This window comes from Halalkalibacter alkaliphilus (genome assembly GCF_023555415.1).
GTDB classification, from domain to species: Bacteria; Bacillota; Bacilli; order Bacillales; family Bacillaceae_D; genus Halalkalibacter; species Halalkalibacter alkaliphilus.
Genome location: NZ_JAKRYL010000035.1, coordinates 1 through 22,531 on the forward strand (window position 1 = coordinate 1; position 22,531 = coordinate 22,531).

The 22,531-nt window shown below is 38.2% G+C and carries 17 protein-coding genes and 5 tRNA genes; 18 read left to right on the forward strand and 4 right to left on the reverse strand.

All coding sequences use genetic code 11. The features are described 5' to 3' along the window. The first annotated feature begins 11 nt into the window (after window positions 1–11). From MF646_RS21310 to MF646_RS21330, 5 genes are all read left to right on the forward strand, one after another. Window positions 12–96, forward strand: a tRNA-Tyr gene (locus MF646_RS21310). A gap of 4 nt (window positions 97–100) precedes the next feature. After that, a tRNA-Gln gene (locus MF646_RS21315) sits at window positions 101–175 on the forward strand. A 56-nt stretch (window positions 176–231) separates the two neighbouring features. Next, window positions 232–307, forward strand: a tRNA-Lys gene (locus MF646_RS21320). A gap of 14 nt (window positions 308–321) precedes the next feature. Next, window positions 322–396, forward strand: a tRNA-Gly gene (locus MF646_RS21325). Between the two features lie 8 nt (window positions 397–404). After that, a tRNA-Ala gene (locus MF646_RS21330) sits at window positions 405–480 on the forward strand. 54 nt (window positions 481–534) lie between these two features. Here MF646_RS21330 and MF646_RS21335 read toward each other — a convergent pair. Then, a complete protein-coding gene (locus MF646_RS21335; protein WP_250098522.1) occupies window positions 535–711 on the reverse strand; it encodes an aspartyl-phosphate phosphatase Spo0E family protein in 177 nt (58 codons plus the stop codon). A gap of 219 nt (window positions 712–930) precedes the next feature. Here MF646_RS21335 and sigW point away from each other — a divergent pair, with 219 nt between their 5' ends. The 9 genes from sigW (at window position 931) to MF646_RS21380 (ending at window position 12,906) form a co-directional block, all read left to right on the forward strand. Then, window positions 931–1,494 carry an RNA polymerase sigma factor SigW gene (sigW, locus tag MF646_RS21340; RefSeq protein ID WP_250098523.1) on the forward strand — a complete coding sequence of 188 codons (564 nt, stop codon included), beginning with the start codon at window positions 931–933 and terminating at the stop codon, window positions 1,492–1,494. 14 nt (window positions 1,495–1,508) lie between these two features. Further along, a complete protein-coding gene (locus MF646_RS21345; RefSeq protein ID WP_250098524.1) occupies window positions 1,509–2,147 on the forward strand; it encodes an anti-sigma factor family protein in 639 nt (212 codons plus the stop codon). A 120-nt stretch (window positions 2,148–2,267) separates the two neighbouring features. Then, window positions 2,268–3,092 carry a diadenylate cyclase CdaA gene (gene cdaA, locus MF646_RS21350; RefSeq protein WP_250098525.1) on the forward strand — a complete coding sequence of 275 codons (825 nt, stop codon included), beginning with the start codon at window positions 2,268–2,270 and terminating at the stop codon, window positions 3,090–3,092. Then, window positions 3,085–4,323, forward strand: a complete 1,239-nt coding sequence (locus MF646_RS21355) for a CdaR family protein (RefSeq protein WP_250098526.1) — start codon at window positions 3,085–3,087, stop codon at window positions 4,321–4,323. The genes cdaA and MF646_RS21355 overlap by 8 nt, the downstream gene beginning before the upstream one ends. A gap of 28 nt (window positions 4,324–4,351) precedes the next feature. Beyond that, window positions 4,352–5,698 carry a phosphoglucosamine mutase gene (glmM, locus tag MF646_RS21360; protein ID WP_250098527.1) on the forward strand — a complete coding sequence of 449 codons (1,347 nt, stop codon included), beginning with the start codon at window positions 4,352–4,354 and terminating at the stop codon, window positions 5,696–5,698. 403 nt (window positions 5,699–6,101) lie between these two features. Next, window positions 6,102–7,904: a glutamine--fructose-6-phosphate transaminase (isomerizing) gene (gene glmS, locus MF646_RS21365; RefSeq protein ID WP_250098528.1), complete on the forward strand. Its 1,803-nt coding sequence runs from the start codon at window positions 6,102–6,104 to the stop codon at window positions 7,902–7,904. 499 nt (window positions 7,905–8,403) lie between these two features. After that, window positions 8,404–9,726, forward strand: coding sequence for a xylose isomerase (gene xylA, locus MF646_RS21370; protein WP_250098529.1), 1,323 nt, complete (start codon window positions 8,404–8,406; stop codon window positions 9,724–9,726). A gap of 93 nt (window positions 9,727–9,819) precedes the next feature. Next, entirely contained in the window at window positions 9,820–11,826 is a 2,007-nt protein-coding gene (gene tkt, locus MF646_RS21375) for a transketolase (RefSeq protein WP_250098530.1), read from the forward strand. A gap of 33 nt (window positions 11,827–11,859) precedes the next feature. Then, window positions 11,860–12,906, forward strand: coding sequence for an aldose epimerase family protein (locus MF646_RS21380; RefSeq protein WP_250098531.1), 1,047 nt, complete (start codon window positions 11,860–11,862; stop codon window positions 12,904–12,906). 358 nt (window positions 12,907–13,264) lie between these two features. Here the strand turns inward: MF646_RS21380 and MF646_RS21385 are convergent, their stop codons facing one another. Beyond that, window positions 13,265–14,872 (reverse strand): glycoside hydrolase family 43 protein, encoded by a 1,608-nt coding sequence (locus tag MF646_RS21385; protein ID WP_250098532.1) that lies wholly within the window; start codon window positions 14,870–14,872, stop codon window positions 13,265–13,267. 107 nt (window positions 14,873–14,979) lie between these two features. Further along, window positions 14,980–16,167, reverse strand: a complete 1,188-nt coding sequence (locus MF646_RS21390) for an ROK family transcriptional regulator (protein WP_250098533.1) — start codon at window positions 16,165–16,167, stop codon at window positions 14,980–14,982. Window positions 16,168–16,411: 244 nt separating this feature from the next. Here MF646_RS21390 and MF646_RS21395 point away from each other — a divergent pair, with 244 nt between their 5' ends. From MF646_RS21395 to MF646_RS21405, 3 genes are all read left to right on the forward strand, one after another. Continuing rightward, window positions 16,412–17,737, forward strand: a complete 1,326-nt coding sequence (locus MF646_RS21395; RefSeq protein WP_250098534.1) for an extracellular solute-binding protein — start codon at window positions 16,412–16,414, stop codon at window positions 17,735–17,737. A gap of 119 nt (window positions 17,738–17,856) precedes the next feature. Continuing rightward, the gene (locus MF646_RS21400; RefSeq protein WP_250098535.1) at window positions 17,857–18,735 is read left to right on the forward strand and encodes a carbohydrate ABC transporter permease; all 879 of its coding nucleotides are present in this window, start codon (window positions 17,857–17,859) and stop codon (window positions 18,733–18,735) included. A 15-nt stretch (window positions 18,736–18,750) separates the two neighbouring features. Next, entirely contained in the window at window positions 18,751–19,572 is an 822-nt protein-coding gene (locus MF646_RS21405; protein WP_250098536.1) for a carbohydrate ABC transporter permease, read from the forward strand. 35 nt (window positions 19,573–19,607) lie between these two features. Here MF646_RS21405 and MF646_RS21410 read toward each other — a convergent pair whose 3' ends face one another. Then, window positions 19,608–20,216 carry a YesL family protein gene (locus tag MF646_RS21410; protein WP_250098537.1) on the reverse strand — a complete coding sequence of 203 codons (609 nt, stop codon included), beginning with the start codon at window positions 20,214–20,216 and terminating at the stop codon, window positions 19,608–19,610. A 145-nt stretch (window positions 20,217–20,361) separates the two neighbouring features. On the opposite strand from MF646_RS21410, the gene xylB reads away from it, so the two are divergent. After that, entirely contained in the window at window positions 20,362–21,861 is a 1,500-nt protein-coding gene (xylB, locus tag MF646_RS21415; protein WP_250098538.1) for a xylulokinase, read from the forward strand. Window positions 21,862–22,531: the final 670 nt, after the last annotated feature.

Genomic DNA, 22,531 nt, shown 5'->3' on the forward strand with positions numbered 1-22,531 from the left:
TTTAAAATAGTGGAGGGGTAGCGAAGTGGCTAAACGCGGCGGACTGTAAATCCGCTCCCTCCGGGTTCGGCGGTTCGAATCCGTCCCCCTCCACCATTACTGGGCTATCGCCAAGCGGTAAGGCAACGGATTTTGATTCCGTCATGCGTAGGTTCGAATCCTGCTAGCCCAGCCATTTTTTTTAGATGATTGCTCTATTAAAGAGTTAAATGATCTCCATTTGAATGTAACGAGCCATTAGCTCAGTTGGTAGAGCATCTGACTTTTAATCAGAGGGTCGAAGGTTCGAGTCCTTCATGGCTCACCATTTATTTTATACTTGCGGAAGTAGTTCAGTGGTAGAACACCACCTTGCCAAGGTGGGGGTCGCGGGTTCGAATCCCGTCTTCCGCTCCAGAGAAATTGGGGCCTTAGCTCAGCTGGGAGAGCGCCTGCCTTGCACGCAGGAGGTCAGCGGTTCGATCCCGCTAGGCTCCACCATACATACTTCAAACAAAGTCATGGATAATATCTATGGCTTTTTATTTTTTTGATCTAATGTCTTATAGGTGTTTTACTTGTTAGTGATTGGTATTTGTTTAAAAGTTCGTCTAGTTTATGACTGAAATAGATCATTTCATCTGAGATGAGTGGGGTGTTTTTCGCTTTTTTATTTAATAGCGTTCTATATTTTTCAATTTCTTGTAAAAGTAATTGTTCGTCTTTCGTCATATTATCACATCCTTATCGAGAATTGGTTCCTCAATCGATTTGATAGAATTATGTCTTCTTTTTATACCCTTTTTTTACAGAGGTAAACATGGGAACCGTGTTATGATTGCTGTAAAAATGATTTTTTTCACTCACAAGTGAATATCACTTGAATTTTGAAACTTTTGAGGTATGTAAAACGTATGTTATGTCAGAATGAATGTAGGTAGGGGTAGTTTGATGGATACAATTGTGAAAAGGTTAATCCGGGAAGTGAGGAAAGGTGATCAACAGGCGTTTGCGGAAATTGTCGAACTCTATAAGGACAAAGTGTACCAAGTTGCCTATCGTATGGTAGGAAATGTCCATGAAGCACAGGATGTGGCACAGGAAGCTTTTTTACGTGCATATACGAACATCGATCGGTTTGATGTGAATAGAAAATTTTCTACATGGTTATTTCGCATTGCAACAAATGTAGCGATTGACCGGTTACGTAAAAAGAAACCAGATTTTTACCTTCAAGATGAAGTGAAGGGGTCTGAAGGATTAACTTTTGAATCTCAATTGGCAGCAGACGAAGAAAGGCCTGAAGATCAGGTCGTTACGATTGAAATGCAAGAGTGGGTTCAACATGAAATTAATCAACTCCCCCCTAAGTATCGTACAGCAATCATTCTTAAATATATGGAGGATCTATCCATTAGTGAAATTAGTGACATTCTTGATATCCCGCAATCAACCGTTAAGACGAGAGTTCATAGAGGCAGAGAAGCTCTAAGGAAGAGAATGCGCCATGTATAGGAAGGGGTGTTAGCATGAAGTGTGAACAAAAATATGAAGAATTAATTCAAAAACTCGTCGATTCTGAAGCAACTGACGAAGAAAAAAAGCAACTGGACCAGCACTTAACTTCGTGTGCTCCTTGTAGGCAACACCTTAAAGAGTTAAAAAAAGTCATCGCTTTTGTGCAAAGTGCCTCTCACATTGAAGCGCCTCCTAGTTTTACAAAAGATGTTATGGCAAGGTTGCCAGAACGGAAACAAACGTCTAAGTGGAAACAATGGACACGGAAACACCCGTTGCTTGTATCGGCGGCCGTATTCTTTTTACTCATGTTAGCAAGTGTCTCATCTCTTTGGAATACCGGCAATGAGCAGGTAGTTGTGACAGGGTCTGGTAAAGTTCAAATTGATCAAGAAAGTGGAAAAGTCATCGTACCTGAGGGTGAAGTAATCGAAGGTGATTTAATAATAAGAAATGGCCTGCTCCAAGTTGATGGAGAAGTTCAAGGTAATGTATTACTTGTTAATAGTGAATCATACTATGCGTCGGTTGGGCATGTGTCTGGAGAAATTCAAGAGCTCAATCAAGCGTTGGATTGGGTATGGTATCATGTGAAAAACTTTTTTAAAGAAGTGGTATCCTTTACAAATAATGAGGGCTCCGATAAATAGGGGCTCTCTTATAATGTAGAATTAAACTTTGAACGTAGACTGTGATATAATGGGACAAGGGAAAGAGGGCCTTGCTTAGGTTCCTCTTTCGATGTATGTTAATGGTTTGGAGGAAGAGCCATGTTTTCTTTAGGAGAGTTTCGTTTGCTTAATTATGTAGGGCAAATTATCGATATATTGCTCGTTACCTATGTCGTTTATAAAGCGATCATGATTATTCGTGGTACGAGGGCTGTTCAGTTAGTTAAGGGAATTACAGTTATTCTAGCGGTTTGGTTTTTAAGCCGGTTTTTAGGTCTGCGAACGTTAGAGTTTCTTATGAATCAAACATTTACATATGGCTTGTTAGCCATTATTATTATTTTTCAGCCTGAACTAAGAAGGGCGCTAGAGCAGTTAGGAAGAGGCCGTTTTTTCTCGAGCAGAACTACGCCTCAAGATGATTCTGCGAAAAAATCAATTGAAGCCATTGTGAAAGCTTCTTCCTACATGGGAAAACGTAGGATTGGTGCGTTAATGTCTTTAGAACGTGAAACTGGGATGACAGATTATGTAGAAACAGGGATTCAAATGAATGCACATTTAACATCCGAGTTGTTAATTAATACGTTTATTCCGAATACACCATTGCATGATGGAGCAGTCATCTTAAAAGGGGATACAATATTAGCGGCAGCTTGTTACTTGCCGTTATCTGAAAATCCATTTATCTCAAAGGAGTTGGGAACTAGACATCGGGCTGCTCTAGGGGTAAGTGAGGTAACAGATTCCATTACCATTGTTGTATCAGAGGAAACGGGAAGTATCTCTTTAACGAAAAACGGCGAACTACATAGAGAACTAGACGAGGAAAAACTGCGTTCTCTGTTAGAGAGAGAGCTGTTATTTGAAAGTAAGCAAGCAACCACTTCACGTTGGCAGTGGGGAGGGAAGAAAAATGGATAAGTTGTTCAACAGCCATTGGTTTGTTAAAATCATCTCTTTCTTTATTGCCTTGATGTTATTTACCATGGTGAACATTGATAATATGGCTTCTCAGCCTGGAGTATTACCATCCATTTCTCCAGCTTCATACACGTTAGAAGACGTGGAGTTATCGGTTTACTATGATGAGGAGAATTATGCGATAACAGATAAAACAGAACATGTTCAAGTGAATTTAAAAGGGCCTCAGAGCTCTCTTACTTTGTTTCAGTTGACAAGGCCTTCCTATGAAGTGTTTGTCGATGTTAGAGAACGAGGAGAAGGTGTTCATACGTTAAGTGTACAGCATCGTAACTTTCCAAGTGATTTAAGTGTTTCAATTGTACCTCAATACGTGAGAGTGGAACTTCAAGAAAAGCAAACCGTTTCTTTCCCAGTTCAAGTAGATATTATTAATTCTAATGAAGTTGAGGAAGGTTATACGGTTGGAACGCCTATTGTCTCTCCATTAAATGTGGATGTGACAGCAGCGAGAAGTCTAGTAGCGGAAGTTCATGAGGTAAAAGCGTATGTGGACGTTGCGGGAGCTGATAGAGCGATTGAAGAGACAACACCTGTAAGGCTTTATGATGAAGATGGGAATGAGTTGACGCTGTCGGTTGATCCGCAGGTTGTTGATGTAAAAGTCCCAATTACGAGTCCGAATCGTACCGTTCCAGGAAAGGTAACTCGAACAGGAGAATTACCAGACGGAGTTAGTATAAACGAAATTAGGATTGAACCTGAAGAATTGACGGTCTATGGTCCAAGAGATGTGATTGATCGTATGAACGTCGTTGAAGTAGGGACGTTAGACCTTAGTCAATTAACAGAAAGTCAAACGATAGAAATGGAAGTACCTATTCCACCAGGGGTGGAGCGTGTTACACCAGAAACGGTAAGTGTTTCCGTATCAATTAGTACTGAGGAAGAGCAAGAATTTACGGACATACCGGTTGAGATTATTGGTGGTCGTGATGGGGAAGATATTACGTTTAATGGAGATGAAACAAGAGAGTTAGCGATTACAGCAAGAGGTGCAGAACAACTGCTAGCAAGATTAACAGAAACTGATATACAGGCATTTGTAGATGTCAGTGATTTGTCGACCGGTGAACACGAGATAGAGGTGCAAATTAACGGCCCTCCAAATATTCGTTTTGATTCTGCTGAAACGACAATTCCAATTGAGATTAGATCGCGTATTGAGTGATGACTTGTTTTGAAGGAGAGAATAAATAATGGGAAATTATTTTGGTACTGATGGTGTTCGTGGGGTTGCTAATACGGAACTTACCCCAGAACTAGCTTTTAAATTAGGAAGAATGGGTGGATACGTGTTAACAAAGGACACGGAGAAGCCTCGCGTTGTAATTGGAAGAGATACACGTATTTCAGGAGAAATGCTAGAAAGTGCACTTGTTGCAGGACTACTTTCGATTGGAGCAGAAGTGATGCGACTTGGAGTCATTTCAACTCCAGGTGTCGCGTTTTTAACAAAGGCATTAAGTGCAAACGCGGGTGTGATGATTTCGGCTTCTCATAATCCAGTCCCTGATAATGGAATTAAGTTTTTTGGACCCGATGGATTTAAATTATTAGATAATCAAGAAGCTGAAATCGAGCGTCTTTTAGATAGTGAAGACGAACTTCCTCGACCAACCGGAGGGGCTCTTGGCCTAATAACCGACTATTTTGAAGGTGGACAAAAGTATCTTCAATACTTAAAGCAAACAGTTCAAGAAGATTTTTCGGGGATTCATATCGCTTTGGATTGTGCACATGGAGCAGCATCATCATTAGCTCCTCATTTATTTGCTGATTTAGAGGCAGATATTTCAACAATGGGAACATCCCCAAATGGTATTAATATTAATGAACATTGTGGGTCAACTCACCCAGATGCGCTTTCAGCTTTTGTTCTTGAAAAGGGTGCACAAATTGGTCTTGCCTTTGACGGAGATGCCGATCGGTTAATTGCTGTCGATGAGAACGGTGAAGTCGTTGATGGTGACAAAATCATGTTTATTTGTGCGAAGTACATGAAGGAACAAGGTTGGTTAAAGCACAATACTGTGGTGTCAACAGTAATGAGTAACCTCGGTTTTTATAAAGGATTAGAAGAGTTAGGAATCGAGGCTAAACAAACATCTGTCGGAGATCGCTATGTGATGGAGGAGATGAGAAAAGGTGGGTATAATATTGGCGGTGAACAATCCGGTCATATTATCTTCCTAGATCACATTACGACTGGTGATGGTCTATTATCAGCGTTACAACTTGTTAATATTATGAAGGCGACAAATATGCCATTATCAAAGCTCGCTTCTGAGATGGAAACATTCCCACAAAAATTAGTGAATGTTCGAGTTACAGATAAGAATGCTGTCACTGAAAACGCAAAAGTTAGTGCAGTGATTGGTGAGGTCGAGGCTCAAATGGCAGGGGAAGGTCGAGTTCTTGTTAGACCTTCTGGAACAGAGCCGCTTGTCCGTGTAATGATTGAAGCAAAGACTAAGGAACTTTGTGATCAATATGTTGATCAAATCGTAGAGGTTGTTAAAGCAGAAATGGGTCTAGACGAATAAAAGAGTATATATGCATAAGTGGCACAAAACAGGCTGCTTATGCATACTTTTTTATATAGAGTCAGACTCACTCTTTGAAAAAGTTTGTTAAATATTTACTTCTCATTGACGATTTAAGATGGGTAAGGTATGATAAAGCAAGTCAATAATGGAAAGGAGGATCGAAAAAGAATAAATGTAAAGCGCCAGGACTATAGTGGATATAGTTGACGAGGAGAGGGAGTATCGAATGTTCGGCGGATGCCCTCCGGTTGTAAGCATGACAACCGTTAGACTTCTGAGTAAAACAAAGAGGCAACTCTTTGCACAAAGCCAGAAGTAAGCATGCCTTCTAAAAAAAGATAAGAGTGGGGGTAAGTTTGCCCTCAAGCTTCTTGCCCCCAACTTCGGGAGGTAATTATTTATGTGCGGAATCGTTGGATATATTGGATCAGAAGATGCAAAAGAAATTTTATTACGTGGATTAGAAAAGTTAGAATATCGTGGTTATGACTCAGCAGGGATCGCGGTTGCAAACGATGATGGAGTTCACGTATTTAAAGAAAAAGGTCGTATTGCAGCACTACGAAATGTTGTAGATGAAAATGTTGATGGAACGGTAGGGATTGGTCATACACGTTGGGCTACGCATGGAGTACCAAGTCGTACGAATGCTCACCCGCATCAAAGTGAAACAGCACGTTTTACACTTGTTCATAACGGTGTTATTGAAAACTATGAACAGTTAAAGAGTGACTATCTAGAAGGTGTAGACTTACAAAGTGATACGGATACAGAGATTATTGTTCAACTTGTTGATCGTTTTGTGAAAGAAGGTCAAACGGTCGAAGCAGCATTTAGTCATACATTATCTTTATTAAAAGGTTCTTATGCGATTGCGCTTCTTGATAAACAGAACTCTGAATTAGTCTATGTTGGAAAGAATAAGAGTCCGCTTCTTATAGGTGTTGGTGATGGTGTGAACGTAATTGCTTCTGATGCGATGGCAATGTTACAAGTAACGAATCAATTTGTAGAAATTATGGATAAAGAAATTGTCCTAGTATCACGTGATGACATTACGATCAAAACACTTGATGGTACAGTAATGTCACGTTCTCCTTATAAAGCAGAACTAGATGCGAGCGACATTGAAAAAGGTACGTATCCTCATTTTATGCTAAAAGAAATTGATGAACAGCCTTTTGTTATCCGTAACATCATCCAAAAGTATCAAAATAAGGATGGAACCGTTCGTTTGGATGAAGATATTCGCAATGCAATGAAATCTTCTGATCGTATTTATATTATTGCTGCAGGAACTAGCTACCATGCTGGTCTTGTTGGAAAACAGCTGATTGAAAAAATCGCTCAACGTCCAGTAGAAGTTCATATTGCAAGTGAATTCTTGTATAATATGCCGCTTCTATCAGAAAACCCACTCTTTATTTTTATTTCACAAAGTGGTGAAACAGCCGACCTTCGTGGTGTATTAGTTGATGTGAAAGAAAAAGGATACAAAGCATTAACGATTACAAATGTACCTGGTTCAACACTTTCTCGTGAAGCGGACTTTACGTTACACACGTATGCGGGTCCTGAAATTGCTGTTGCTTCTACGAAAGCTTATACAGCACAAATGGCGGTTCTTACACTGCTAGCTGTTGATACAGCAAATGCAAAAGGAATTAAACTTGATTTTGATCCTATTCAAGAGCTTGGAATTGTTGCAAGTGCAATGGAAACTCTTTGTGATCAGAAGGAAAGATTAGAGCAAATTGCTCGTGACTACCTTGCTGTAACAAGAAATTGTTTCTTCATTGGCCGTGCAGCTGACTACTTTGTTTGCTTAGAAGGTGCTCTCAAGTTAAAAGAAATCTCTTATATTCAAGCAGAAGGATTTGCTGGTGGAGAGTTAAAGCACGGGACAATTGCCTTAATTGAAGACGGCACTCCAGTGATTGCGATTGCAACACAAGAGCATGTTAACTTAAGTATTCGTGGAAATGTTAAGGAAGTTGCAGCTCGTGGAGCGAATCCTTGTATTATTAGTATGGAAGGCTTGGAGCATGATGGAGATGCGTTTGTTATTCCAAAGGTACATGAACATTTAACGTCTCTAGCAACAGTTATTCCATTACAGTTAATCTCTTACTATGCGGCTTTACATCGTGATTGTGATGTTGATAAGCCTCGTAATTTGGCGAAAAGTGTAACGGTTGAATAATACAAAAAGCTGTTTCAGATTCAGAAAAAGAGGCGGCAATGGTTCCGTTCTCTAGGTGCCTTGAGAGGAGAAACCTAACCCTCTCAGTGCTAAGGGGTTGTGCCAAAGGTCAGAAGTTGACCTTTGGCACAATCCTTTTTTAGATTGTATCCGGTAATTCGTTTAGTAAGAAAATTTAACTGCTACTGAGTCAGTTGTTAAGCGTTTTAAATTTACCAATATGTTTCCTTTCAATAACTTATAGCCTTATAATTGATAACGCTTTCTAAATGTAGGTATATAAAAATATTAAGGGGCATAAGTGACGTTGTAAAGTATAGTCACTTCATATATACCATTGCTACAACCCTTATGTTATCGCTTTATATTAACAAATAGTATAGGTAAAATTATTTTTAAAAAAACTTTGTATGTCCGATAGACAAACTAAGTTACTAGTGCTATAATAAAACCAGATGAAAGCGATTTCGACCAAAACACTAAATTGGGGGTTAAACAAATGAGCTATTTTAAAAATGTTAATCATGTAAAATTCGAAGGTGCTAATTCAACAAATCCTTTCGCATTTAAGTATTACAATCCAGAGGAAAAAATAAACGGACAAACAATGGAAGAGTTACTTCGCTTTGGTGTTTCTTACTGGCACACATTCACTGGCGAAGGTAATGATCCATTCGGAGCAGGTACTGCTGTACGTCCATACAATCACCTTTCAGGAATCGACCTTGCTAAAGCTCGTGTAGAAGCTTCATTTGAATTTTTTGAAAAACTAGGTGTTCCATATTTCTGTTTCCACGATTTAGATATCGCACCTGAAACAGATTCACTAAAAGAAACACTTAACAACATTGATGAAATTGTTGCTATGATCAAAGATTACATGAAGACAAGTAAAGTGAAATTACTTTGGAATACAGCAAACATGTTTACTCACCCACGTTGGGTACATGGAGCGGCAACAGCACCAAATGCAGATATTTTTGCTTATGCTGCTGCAAAAGTGAAAAAAGGTCTTGAAGTTGGTAAAGAACTAGGATCAGAAAACTATGTATTCTGGGGTGGACGTGAAGGATATGATACACTTCTAAATACAAATATGGGACTTGAGTTAGATAACCTTGCTCGTTTCTTCCACATGGCAAAAGACTATGCAAAAGAAATTGGCTTTGACGCTCAATTCTTAATCGAGCCTAAACCGCAAGAGCCAACTAAGCACCAATATGATTTTGATGTAGCAACAGGTCTAGCGTTCTTACAAAAATATGATTTACAAGATACTTTCAAGTTTAATATCGAAGCTAACCATGCTACTCTTGCTGGTCACACATTTGAACATGAATTACGTACTGCTCGTATTAACGGCATGTTAGGTTCTGTTGATGCAAACCAAGGAGATACATTACTTGGGTGGGATACTGATGAATTCCCAACAGATCTTCACTCTACAACGTTAGCGATGTACGAAATCATTAAAAATAATGGTCTTGGTACAGGTGGATTGAACTTTGATGCGAAAGTAAGACGTGGATCATTTGACACAGATGATTTATTCCACGCTCATATCGCTGGTATGGATGCGTTTGCGATTGGTGCAAAAGTAGCACAACGCTTAATTGACGATAAAGTATTAGATAACTTTGTTGAAGAGCGCTACAGCAGCTACACTTCAGGAATTGGTCTTGATATTGTTGAAGGAAAAGCAGATTTCCACAAGTTAGAGAAGTATGCTCTAGAACTTACTGAAATCAAAAATACTTCTGGAAGACAAGAACAATTAAAAGGTATTCTAAATAAATATCTTCTTGAAACGTTCGCAAAATAGTTCAATAAAAAGAAAAATGTACTGATTGCTTAGCGGTTTTCAGTACATTTTTTTTGAAATAAAAATAAATCATTTTTTTATAGGAGTGAGTCCATGTTAACAAAAGTAGAAACAACTAAACAATTAGCTGTAAATACAATTCGTACACTTTCAATTGATAGCATCGAGAAAGCAAATTCCGGTCATCCAGGCCTTCCTATGGGTGCAGCACCAATGGCATTTTCTTTATATGGTGAGCAAATGAAGCATAACCCAGCTAATCCAAACTGGTTTAACCGTGACCGTTTTGTTTTATCTGCAGGCCATGGATCCATGTTGCTATACAGTATTCTTCACTTAACAGGGTACGATGTTACAATGGATGATTTGCAAAATTTCCGTCAGTGGGGAAGCAATACACCAGGTCATCCTGAGTTTGGTCATACCGCTGGGGTTGATGCAACAACAGGGCCACTTGGTCAAGGATTCGCAATGGCTGTTGGAATGGCGATGACTGAAAGACATTTAGCGGCAAAATTCAATCGTGACAATTACAATGTTGTAGACCATTATACATACAGCATTTGTGGAGACGGGGACTTGATGGAAGGTGTTTCCGCAGAGGCAGCTTCACTAGCTGGGCATTTAAGTCTTGGTAGACTAATTGTGTTATATGATTCTAATGATATTTCACTAGATGGAGATCTACATCTTTCATTCTCAGAAAGTGTTGAAGAACGCTTTAAAGCATATGGATGGCACTATCTTCGTATTGAAGATGGAAATGATCTTGATGAAATAGAAAAAGCGATTAAATTAGCTCAACAAGATGAAAGACCAACATTAATTGAAGTGAAAACAACAATTGGTTATGGGTCTCCAAATAAAAGTGGAAAGTCAGCATCTCATGGTGCTCCATTAGGTGCGGATGAAATTAAATTAACAAAAGAAAATTATAAATGGACATATGATGATTTTCACGTTCCTAGTGAAGTGAAGAGTTTGTTTGAACAAGTAAAAGAAGAAGGTGCGAAACAAGAAGAAGAATGGAATCAACTTGTTGCGGACTATCAACAAAAGTTTCCTGAATTAGGAGAGCAATTTAAACAAGCTATGAATGGAGAATTGCCTGTTGATTTTGATTCAGATCTGCCTTCTTTTGAAGCAGGAGTCGATAAAGTTGCAACACGTTCATCTGGTGGTGAAGCGTTAAATGCCTTTGCGAAGAACGTACCTTCTATTTTTGGTGGTTCTGCCGACTTAGCTTCTTCAAACAAAACGATGTTAAAAGGAGAAGACAATTTCAGTCGATCAAATTATGGTGGAAGAAACGTTTGGTTTGGAGTCCGCGAATTTGGAATGGCAGCTATGGTAAATGGAATGGCTTTACATGGAGGAGTGAAACCTTTTGGTGCTACATTCTTCGTCTTTTCAGACTATTTACGCCCAGCCGTTCGATTGTCGGCACTAATGAAGCTACCTGTAACGTACGTCTTTACTCATGATAGTGTGGCTGTTGGGGAAGATGGTCCAACACATGAGCCGGTAGAGCAACTAGCTTCATTCCGTGCAATGCCGGATGTAAGCGTGATTCGCCCTGCTGATGGAAATGAGACAGTAGCAGCTTGGAAAGTAGCACTTGAGTCAAAAGACAAGCCAACAATGCTTGTTTTAAGCCGTCAAGATCTTATGACGAATTCCAAGTCTTTAGATGTTGCTTATGAAGGCGTAACAAAAGGAGCTTATGTTGTATCAGAAGCAGGAGGAGAACAAGCTGGTGTATTACTTGCAACTGGTTCTGAAGTACAATTAGCAGTTGAAGCACAGAAACAATTAGAGGCTGAAGGCATTTTTGTTTCCGTTGTAAGCATGCCTAGTTGGGACCGTTTTGAACAACAATCAGAAGAATATAAGAACAGTGTATTACCACCTCACATTAAAGCTCGTGTCGGAATAGAAATGGGTTCATCGCTTGGATGGCATAAATATGTTGGTGACAATGGCAAAGTGATCGCGATAGACCAATTTGGTGCTTCAGCGCCAGCTAGTAAAATCTTAAAAGAGTATGGTTTTACAGTTGAGAATGTTGTCTCAAATATGAAAGAAGCTTTTACTAAATAAAATAATGTAGCTTATTCGTAGAAGGTGATGATAGTGGAAATTCGTGAAGGGATTTTTGGAGAAGTAAATGGTCAGGAAGTGAAGATCTTTACTTTGATAAATGGCAGCGGAATGGAACTTAGTTGTATTAATTATGGTTGCACCATAACAAAGGTTCTTGTTCCAGATCAAAATGGCAAGGTAGAAAATGTCGTATTAGGTTTTGATTCAATCGAGGAATACATTAATCATTCTCCTTTCTTTGGTTGCGTCGTTGGTCGTGTTGCTGGTAGAATAGCTAACTCTCAATTTGAGTTAGATGGTATAACGTATGATCTTCCAAATAATGAAGGTGTCAATCACCTTCATGGTGGAGATCATGGTTTTGATAAAGTGATTTGGGATGCAAAAGTTGAAAAAGGAGCAGATGAACTCAAGGTTATCTTTACACATAAAAGCTCTGATGGAACAGCAGGCTATCCAGGTAACGTAACGGTTAGCATTACCTATACTTTAAACAATAAAAATGAGCTCGATATTTTTTATCACGCAACAACGGACAAAAAAACGCTTATAAATTTAACCAATCACTCTTATTTTAATTTAAGTGGTGATCTAAAAAGGGATATTCTTGAACACGAATTAACGCTAAAGAGCGATCATTTTCTAAAGTTAAGTGATTCCCTGCTTCCTACAGGAGAGTTAGAGGCAGTTGATGGGACGGCTTTTGATTTTCGAGATGGAAGGGAATTAAAAGATGGGGTTCAATCCGATCATCAACAGAATAAACTAGTTGGTGGAGGATATGACCATCCACTTGTATTGAGTACGAATCGTGAAGAGGAAATCTGCTTAATTGATCACCAAGCTGGCAGAAAGCTGATCGTAGAAACGGATGAACCTTCTGTTGTTTTATATACTTCTAATATGATGGCTGATGATTTTGAGGTTAGAGGCGTTACAGCAAGAAAATATCTTGGAGTATGTCTTGAGACTCAGCATCAACCCGATGCCATTCATCACCCGACGTTTCCATCTATTTTATTGGATAAGGATGAGGAATATAGAACGTCGACAAAGTATCGCTTCTCTGTGATGTAATAAGAAATAAATATAACTTGAGAGAACCACTTTCTTTTAAAGAAAGTGGTGCTTTTTCTGTAAAAGGCTGTTCTCGTAAATAGTGTTGTTTTCAAAGGTTTCATGTTCTTGACGAGATCGTTCCATTGCGCTGCAGTCACTCGCTTTCCGCGGGGAGGTGTCGAGCCTCCTCGACTGTGCCTGTTGGGTCTCGACCCTACCTCTTTTTCCCGCAGGAGTCGAGTGACTTCCGCTCCATTTCACTGTGAGAAAAACCTTTCTACACAGCAACAATCTTTGTGAAAACAGAAAGTAGTTCCTAGGAAATAAAGAAACCACATGTGACCCAAAAGGTACACATGTGGTTTGTGAGTTACTTTTATTTCTCTTTATAGATGAAGTAATCAAAGTCAGCAGGACAGTTTTGACCAGATGTATCTTGGCATTGCATTCCAACGAAGGCACCAGTGAAGAATCCTCCGCCTTGAATGTAATCATCTGATAGCTTGTATGAAGCAAAGTCGATCTCAATCTCAGTCCAATTGTCTCCATCAAATGAATAAGAATAACGATACGTATTTGTTGTAACATCAACGCGTAAGTAAACGTATTCTACGTCTGCCGGAATGGAAATTTCGCGGCCTTTTAGTGGCTGATCAAACGTAAAATTGTCACTTGTCATAATATCAAGAATTTTGCCTTGTTCTTCATTCCAAGTTATTTGTAGAGCTGTCCAGTTTTGAGTGTTGTAATAGTTTACAAGTCCTGCAGCTTGTTGGAACGTATCAGGATCAAATGCTACCTTTGTTTCCGCTGTAAAGTTAAAATGCTGCCAGCGTCTAGCTACATAAGCTTGAGTGAATTTTGAAGACAGTGACTCTTTTCCGTATAAACGTAAATGACCAGGCTTATCTTTTAGAGAAAGCGTATTTTCTCCTAGAGGGATACGCAGTGTTTGGAAGTTAAGGTTTAGTTCCTCACTATCAAAATCATCCTTCTCTGGATAATCTGCATCCCATTTTACTTCTTCAATAGAAGGCCCATCAATTTCAAGAGACGGTTGATTTCCTCCAACTACGTAAGGCCAATCATTTTTCCACTCGAGACGTTGGATCGCTGTTTCTCTACCAAGAGGACAGAAGCCACGAGGATCTAGAATTGGTTGCCCCTCTCTTGGAAGAGGTCTTCCTGTTAAATGAACAAGGAACCACTCATCAGTGTGTGTTTGAACAATAGATGCATGTCCTGCTTTTTGTAATGGGTTTCTTGGATGTGCAAAAGATGAAATTAAAGGATTTTCTGGGTGAACTTCATATGGACCCCATAAGTTCTTTGAACGAGCAATCGTAGCTTGGTGATCATATTTTGTACCACCTTCAGCTGTTAATAAATAATAATAATCACCAATTTTATATAAATGTGGTGCTTCTGTTAATTTAACATCCGTTCCTTTAAAAATAATCTCCTTTTTGCCTACTAGCTTTTGTTCTTCTACGCTATATTCTTGAAGGACAATACCGTAGAAATTATGGTGAGATGCGCGATGGTCCCAGACCATGTTGACGAAATATTTTTTCCCATCTTCATGATGGAATAAAGAAGGATCAAAACCTGAGCTGTTCATATAAATAGGCTCAGACCATTCGCCATCAATTGTATCACAAGTAACGAGGTAATTATGACTGTCTTTCCACTGGCCTTCTGTTACCTTAACATCGGTGTAAATTAACCAGAACTTACCATCACTATATGAAAGAGCAGGTGCCCAAATACCACCAGAATCAGGATTGCCGATCATGTTCAATTGGCTTAAACGGTTAAGTGGTCTAGAAACAAGACGCCAATTTTTTAAGTCTTTTGAATGGTAGATACCAACACCGGGAAACCATTCAAATGTAGATACAGCAATGTAGTAATCTTCTCCTGCACGACAAATGCTTGGATCAGGATTAAAGCCTGTTAATATAGGGTTTTGAATTTTGTTCATTTTACATCCACCTCTACAGTAATATTTTTGAGAAATTCAAATAATGTTTTTCTGAAAGGACATCTCTTCCTAAAGTCAAGCATCAATGAAACTTTGAGACGTAACTATTAAGCTTCTTCTAAATTCATCGTTAGGAATTTCTCGGCAGAAAAAGCAGCAACACCTAGAGCGGCAGATCTACTCTCCAATCTTGAAAAGTGAATTTGTAAGTCCTTCTGATGAGTGGTTAACGCATTCTTTTTCATACTTTCTCTTAACGGTTCATCTAGCCAGCTTTGTAAACTTACTAAACGGTTCCCAATAATAACTTGTTCTGGGTTAAACGTATTAATGATGTTGTTAATCCCAATTGCTAAATGCTCAGCCAGTTTTCCTATCAGCTCGATTATCTTCGGGTCACCGTTTCTTGCCAGCTTCGTAATGAACTCAAGAGATAGCTCCTGATCACTCTTCATTGGGATCCCATATTGCCTCACCATTTCAACAAGAGCTTTCTCAGAGGCATATAACTCCCAGCATCCTTTGTTGCCACAATTACATATAGGACCATTCATATTAATAGTCATATGTCCAAGCTCTCCGGAGAAGCCGTTGTTTCCCTTATAAAGCTTCCCGTTAAGAATAAGACCTACCCCAATACCGATTCCTCCACTAATATAGACGATATTTTCAAACTCTTTACCAACACCAAATTTCTTCTCTCCATAAGCACCTGCATTTGCTTCATTCTTTATCTTAACTGGAATTTTGTACTTCTCTTCGATGACCTTTTTTAAATTTTTGTTTTTCCATTTTAAGTTTGGTGCAAGAATGATTTCTTCTTCCGTATTGACAGCAGCTGGTACGCCGATCCCGATTCCAACAACACCATAAGGGCTTTCTGGCATTGTGACGATTAATTCATCAATTAAGGTGAAAATTCTTTCTGTCGTTTCTTCAAAAGACAAGTTTAGTGTTTCGACGAGTTTTTCATTGCTAATATTTCCTTGTAAATCTGTTAGAATTGCAAGAACATAGTTAACGCCGATATCAACACCAATTGTATAACCTGCTGTTTGGTTGAATAGTAGCATAACAGGTCGTCTGCCGCCACTTGATAAACCAGGACCAGATTCAAGAATTAATTGTTCATCAATTAACTCATTTACAAGGGAAGAAACGGTACCTTTGTTTAACCCCGTATTATTAGCGAGTTCGGCTCTGGATACAGGAAAAGTTTCCTTAATACAATGAAGAAGCAAGGACTTATTCCGTTTCTTAACCACATGCTGATTAAATGTTTGATTCATTTTCATTTTGTTCACGCTTTCTTTTCTTTTTTTTTAAAAGTACCATATATTAAGAGATTAACCAATAGGGTTGTTGGAAAAGAGAAGCGATTGGAAAGCGGTTGGTGCAAACGTTTCCTTTGGCTTGGTGTATCGTCTATAAATTTATTATACACTTAGTTCATTCACTAGACAAACAATGTTTTGCATGTTATTATAAATTCAAAGTTAGTAAAGAGCTAACTCGTTACACAAACAAGGGGGTTTTAAAATGTTTAAGAAGAAAGCGATTACATCTTTGGCTGCTTTATTAGCAGGGGCAATGATTGCTACAGGTTGCGGTGGCGGTGACACTGATGGCGGTCAAGCTGGAGAGAATGAGCAAGGAGCTGCACCTGCAGGAGATACAGCAACAGTTGATTTTATGCACTTATGGCCACAAGGTAGTTCTGCAGAGCACCATCGAATTGTAAACGAAATCATTGCAGATTTTGAAGCTGAAAATGAAAATATTACAATTGATCTTCAAGTTTTAAGTAACGAACAATACAAAGATCAAATCACAGTACTATCAGCAGCAAATGAACTTCCTGATGTTGGGATGACATGGGCAGCTGGATACTTAGATCCATTTGTTTCAGGAAACAAGTTTGCTCCATTAGATGATGTATTAGAAGATGGATTAAGAGACCAATTCGTAGCGGGAACTGTTGAAGCTTATGAAAAAGATGGTCATTCTTACGGGTTACCTTTAGAGTTAAATACAGTATATGTTTACTATAACAAAGAAATCTTTGAAGAGTATGGATTAGAAGCGCCAGAAACATACGAAGAGTTACAACAAGTAGTATCTACTTTAACTGAAAACAATGTACAGCCAATCGCATTAGGAAACAGAGATAGCTGGACTGGTTCAATGTGGTATATGTACTTTGCTGATAGAATTGGTGGTTCTGACTTATTAACAAACGCTATTGCAAGAGAAGCATCTTTTGAAGATCAAGCATTTGTTGATGCTGCTGCAAAAGTACAAGAAATGGTTGACAGCAATGCGTTTGTAAACGGCTTCAACGGTATGGCTGATGAAGAAGCGAAGAGCATGTTCATGAACGAGCAATCAGCAATGTATATGATTGCAACTTGGGATTTACCAAACTTCACTACAAATGAAGATGTTCCACAAGAGTTCAGAGATAATGTTGGATTCTTCAAGTTCCCTACTGTAGATGGTCAAGGTGACCACAATAGCTTTGTAGGTGGTCCTGGGGTTGGGCTATTCGTAGCTGAAAACTCTGATGTGAAAGAAGAAGCAAAACAATTTGCAGCTTATTTCGTAGAGCAATGGGGTTCTAAAGCAGTATCTGAGGCTGGTGTTCTTCCTGCAACAATTGTTGACGGTGAAAGCTTAGATCTTCCTGATATGTACGTAGAAGTACTTGAAGACCTTAACCAAGCAACAGGCTTAACGCTATATGCAGACGTACAAATGACTGCTTCAGCAGCTCAAACTCACTTAGATTTAATCCAAGCTCTATTTGGTGGACAAATCACTCCTGAGGAATTTGCTGCACAACAAGAAGCGGCACTTGCTGAATAAGAAGCTAGAATAATCATTACAAGAATATAAAACAATATGTTTTGCATCCAGTAATAAGCGAAAAGGACAAATCCTTAACTGGTTTGTCCTTTTCTATCTTTTAAGGGGGTTAATACGCTATGCATAAAGTTATGTCGAACAAGTGGTTTATCACTTTGTATCTTCTCCCTGCATTGTTATTAGTTGGTATTCTAATCTTCATTCCTTTACTTTTAACAGGGTACTATGGGCTGATGAAGTGGGATGGGATTGGAGCAATGCAGTTCATCGGTTTAGAAAACTACCTTAACGTACTAACGGATGGTAAGTTTTGGCAAAGTGCAGGAAACTCTGCTCTGTTAGCAGTATTTTCAACGCTTAGTTTAGTTGTTTATTTAGCAGTATCAATGATTTTAGCTTCCAAAATAAAAGGTGCAGACCTTTTAAGAAAAATTTACTTAATTCCTATGTTATTATCTTCTGTTGCGATCGCTCAGCTATGGATTAAAGTGTATAATCCATCAAATGGAATGTTAAATGAAATTCTTAGTTGGTTTGGGGTTCAGAACCCACCACTATGGCTTGCTGATCCAAACATTGTTCTGTATTCAATCTTTATCCCGATTTTATGGCAATACGCAGGTTTCTACATTTTAATTTACTATGCTGCTTTAAAAGGGATTCCGGAATCAATGGTAGAAGCTGCAAAAATCGATGGAGCAACACCATTTCAAATTGCAACCCGCATCAAGTTGCCTTTAATAATGGGTGTAGTTAAAGTAACAATTGTCCTTGCGGTTGTCGGTTCACTTAAATATTTTGATTTAATTTATGTTATGACTGGTGGAGGACCAAACGGAGCAAGTGAAGTTATGGCTTCTTATATGTATAAGCTTGCTTTTGGTAACTATAACTTTGGCTACGGAAGTGCCGTTGGTTTCATGTTGCTAATTATTACATTAGTTGTCACTGTTATTATCCGTAAGCTTACAGCGGATAAAGAGGAGATCCAATATTAAAGGGAGGTTTATGTGATGGGACGCGTAGGATACTTTTTTCTATATTTTTGTTTAGGCATTGTTGCCCTTTTTCAAATTTTCCCTATAGTCTGGTTGTTCCTTTTCTCTTTAAAGAGCAATCGAGAAATTTTTGCAGGTTCACCTTTTGCTTTACCACAAGAAATTAGATGGGAAAACTATTTAGTTGTTTGGGAAGGCGGGATTGGTACCTATTTCTGGAACAGTGTTTGGATTACTGGACTATCTATTGCAATAACACTATTGTTTGCAAGCATGGCGGTTTTTGTTATTACAAGAATGAAATGGAAGCTTAGCAAATTAGTTTTAGGTTTGTTCATGATAGGGTTAATGATCCCGATTCACTCAGCTTTAATTCCACTGTTTAATATGTTTTTAAGTGTGAATTTGATAAATAATCCAATTTCAATTGTTATCACATATACGGCCTATAACTTGCCTATTACAATGATGATTTTACTTGGATTTTACTATACACTTCCGAAAGAAATCGAAGAAGCTGCGATTATTGATGGAGCATCACTTCATAGATTGTTTTTCAGAATTATTTTACCGATCTCTGCACCGATTCTTGCAACAACAGCGATCATTAATATGATTTACAATTGGAATGAGTTTGTGTTTATTAACACGTTCATCAGTTCTGATAAATATAAAACGTTAACAGTTGGTATTCAAAACTTTGTCGGTCAATATATGACAGACTGGGGCGCAATTGGAGCAACTCTTGTTATAAGTGTATTGCCAATCTTAATCGCATTCTTGTTCTTTAGTAACAAAATTGTTGAAGGTATTTCTTCTAGTGCGGTAAAAGGATAATAAGAATCACCCGCCTTTTAAAGACAGGTGATTCGCTACCTTTTCTGTTTATGTTCAATTTTAGAAAATGCATGTAAGGAAAACCATAAAGTAATGAAGCTAAAAAAGCTTGCACCAAAAATTAACGCTAAAGCTGGGATGACTGTTACGATAATATAGCTAGCCCCCAAACAAATCATGATGAAAAAGCTGTAAATTGGGCTAACTAACATTGTTAAGAAAGCATTTTTTATAATTTGCATTACTGGTAAATCGTAATGAACATAAGTTGGAAATAAATAAATGATCAGTAAAATGAAAAGCAGTAAGCCTGCAAGCAATGGGACATATGTCCATGTAATAAGTTCACCAATATTTGCATGAAGAAAAATAATATTGAATCCAAATACAAAAGAAAATAGATAAATAATCAATCCTAAACGGTTGCTTTTCCAAAATTCCTTTTTATAATATCTCCAAAAAGAAGGGAAAATAGGCATATCGGAGTGGCCCCTTAACCATTGTCTTATAAGTGAAAACATTGCAATCGTTGCTGGGAACAACCCAAGGATGACACCACCGGCTAATGTGAAGAAAAACCATAATACATTAATATAAGCAAAGCGTGTGATCCATTCTAACATACTGTATAAAGCTCGACCCATGGAAGTACCTCCTTAGTAAGAAACTCATTCTATTATAATGGGATTGTTAAGTAATTACTATAAAACAAAATAACTTTGTTTGTCTAACGAATGAACTAACAAATTTACGCAGACAAGATAATATGAAGGCAAGGAGTGAGGGTTAATGAAATATGTAGTAGGAGTAGACTTGGGGACAAGTGCTGTTAAGATCCTGCTTGTTGATCAAAATGGTGAAGTTGTGAAAGAAGTTTCAAAAGATTATCCTTTAATACAAGAAAAAGCTGGATATAGTGAACAAGATCCGGATGCTTGGGTAAATCAAACACTTGCAGGATTACAAGAACTTCTTGAAGAATTTTCGGATAACAAAGAAGATATTGAAGGGATTAGCTTTTCGGGTCAAATGCATGGATTGGTGTTGCTAGATGAAAATAATAAACCATTGCGCAATGCGATTTTGTGGAATGATACGAGAACGACAGCAGAATGCGAGGAAATTTATCAAACGGTTGGCGAGGCTCAGCTTTTGGAAATAACAAAAAACCCTGCATTAGAAGGTTTCACCTTACCTAAAATCCTCTGGGTTAAAAAACATGAGCCTGACATTTTTGCAAAAGCAAAGGTTTTCGTACTTCCAAAAGATTATGTTCGCTTAAAGTTGACAGGGAAAGTACACATGGATCTTTCCGATGCAGCTGGAACGTTGCTGTTGAATGTAGCTCAAAAAGAGTGGAGCAATGAAATTTGTGATTTGTTTGAGCTGGATCGAGGCTTCTGTCCACCACTTGTTCAATCGCATGATGAAGTAGGAGTCATCCTTCCGGAGGTTGCAGATTTCACAGGACTTTCTGATAATACACGTGTATTTGCAGGCGGAGCAGATAATGCATGCGGAGCAATTGGCTCAGGAATTCTAGAGGAAGGAAAGACTTTGGCAAGTATAGGAACTTCAGGTGTTGTTCTTTCATATGAAGCAGATGGAAACAAAGATTTTCAAGGAACGGTTCATTACTTTAATCATGGTGCTCCTGATGCTTTTTATACAATGGGAGTAACCCTCGCAGCAGGATATAGTCTGAGCTGGTTCAAAAATACGTTTGCCGAAAACGAAAGCTTTACAGATTTGTTAGCTGACGTAGATACGGTTTCTCCAGGTTCAAATGGACTTTTATTTACACCTTATCTTGTTGGAGAAAGAACACCGCACGTTGATGCTACAATCCGAGCTAGCTTTGTTGGAATGGATGGCTCTCATGAGAGGAAACATTTTGCACGGGCGGTTTTAGAAGGGATTACGTTCTCATTAAATGAATCAGTGGAAATCTTCCGGAAACAAGGGAAAAAAATTGACTCTATCATCTCAATCGGCGGTGGTGCGAAAAACGAAGCTTGGCTGCAAATGCAAGCGGACGTTTTTAATGCTAAAATTGTAAAATTATCTAGCGAACAAGGTCCTGGGATGGGTGCTGCTATGCTAGCAGCGTATGGCTGTGGATGGTTTGCTTCCATGTCAGAATGTGCAGATTCTTTCTTACAAGTAGAAAAGGAATATTTCCCTAATGAAGAAAATGTTCAACAATATCAAGAGTTATTTGAGTTATATAAAGATGTATACAAACAAACAAAAGAATTAAATAAAGGTTTAGCTAAATTTAAAAAATAAACGAAAAAGAATGTCTCAATAACCAAGTTTCTCTAACTTTCATTATCGTCGTACAGTAATTTGTGGAATCATAATGAAATTAGTTCGAAATGCGGTTATTTTGAGGTATTCTTTTTTCTATTATAATCAATATTTTGCTTAACAAAAGCCCCTTAAGGTTCTTCAGCCTAAAGGGGTTTTTGTATTAATAGCGAAACAAGTATCGGCTATTGAAGTTTATAACAAGCTTTCGCATTTTTTTCACCCAATATGGTGTTTGTGCTCTTTTCATAAATAAACGTACTGGGCCGAGCAACTGATTTTTTCTAAATGGTGCTTTAAATTTTATCAAAAAGAAAAGTAATGTAGGTATGGATATGTTCCAGACAAATAGAGGGTTGATTGTGTATAAATAGCCAAACGAAAAAAGAAAGATGTAGATGCTCCATGACCAAAAGATATGCCAGCCATTTTTAAAATAAATCATTTTTGATTTTTCCCCTATGAATTCAACCAATGCGCATTTTATTGACCATTTCAAGATATGTTTAACTTGTAAGTTTACATTGTTTTGAGGAAAGTTTGCCATACAAAGTAAAAATAGTAAAGGTGTAATGACAAAGATGTGAATCACACGTAATTGTTTTAAATTTAAGTTGTTTGACTGTAACTCCCATAAAATGTGTTTTTT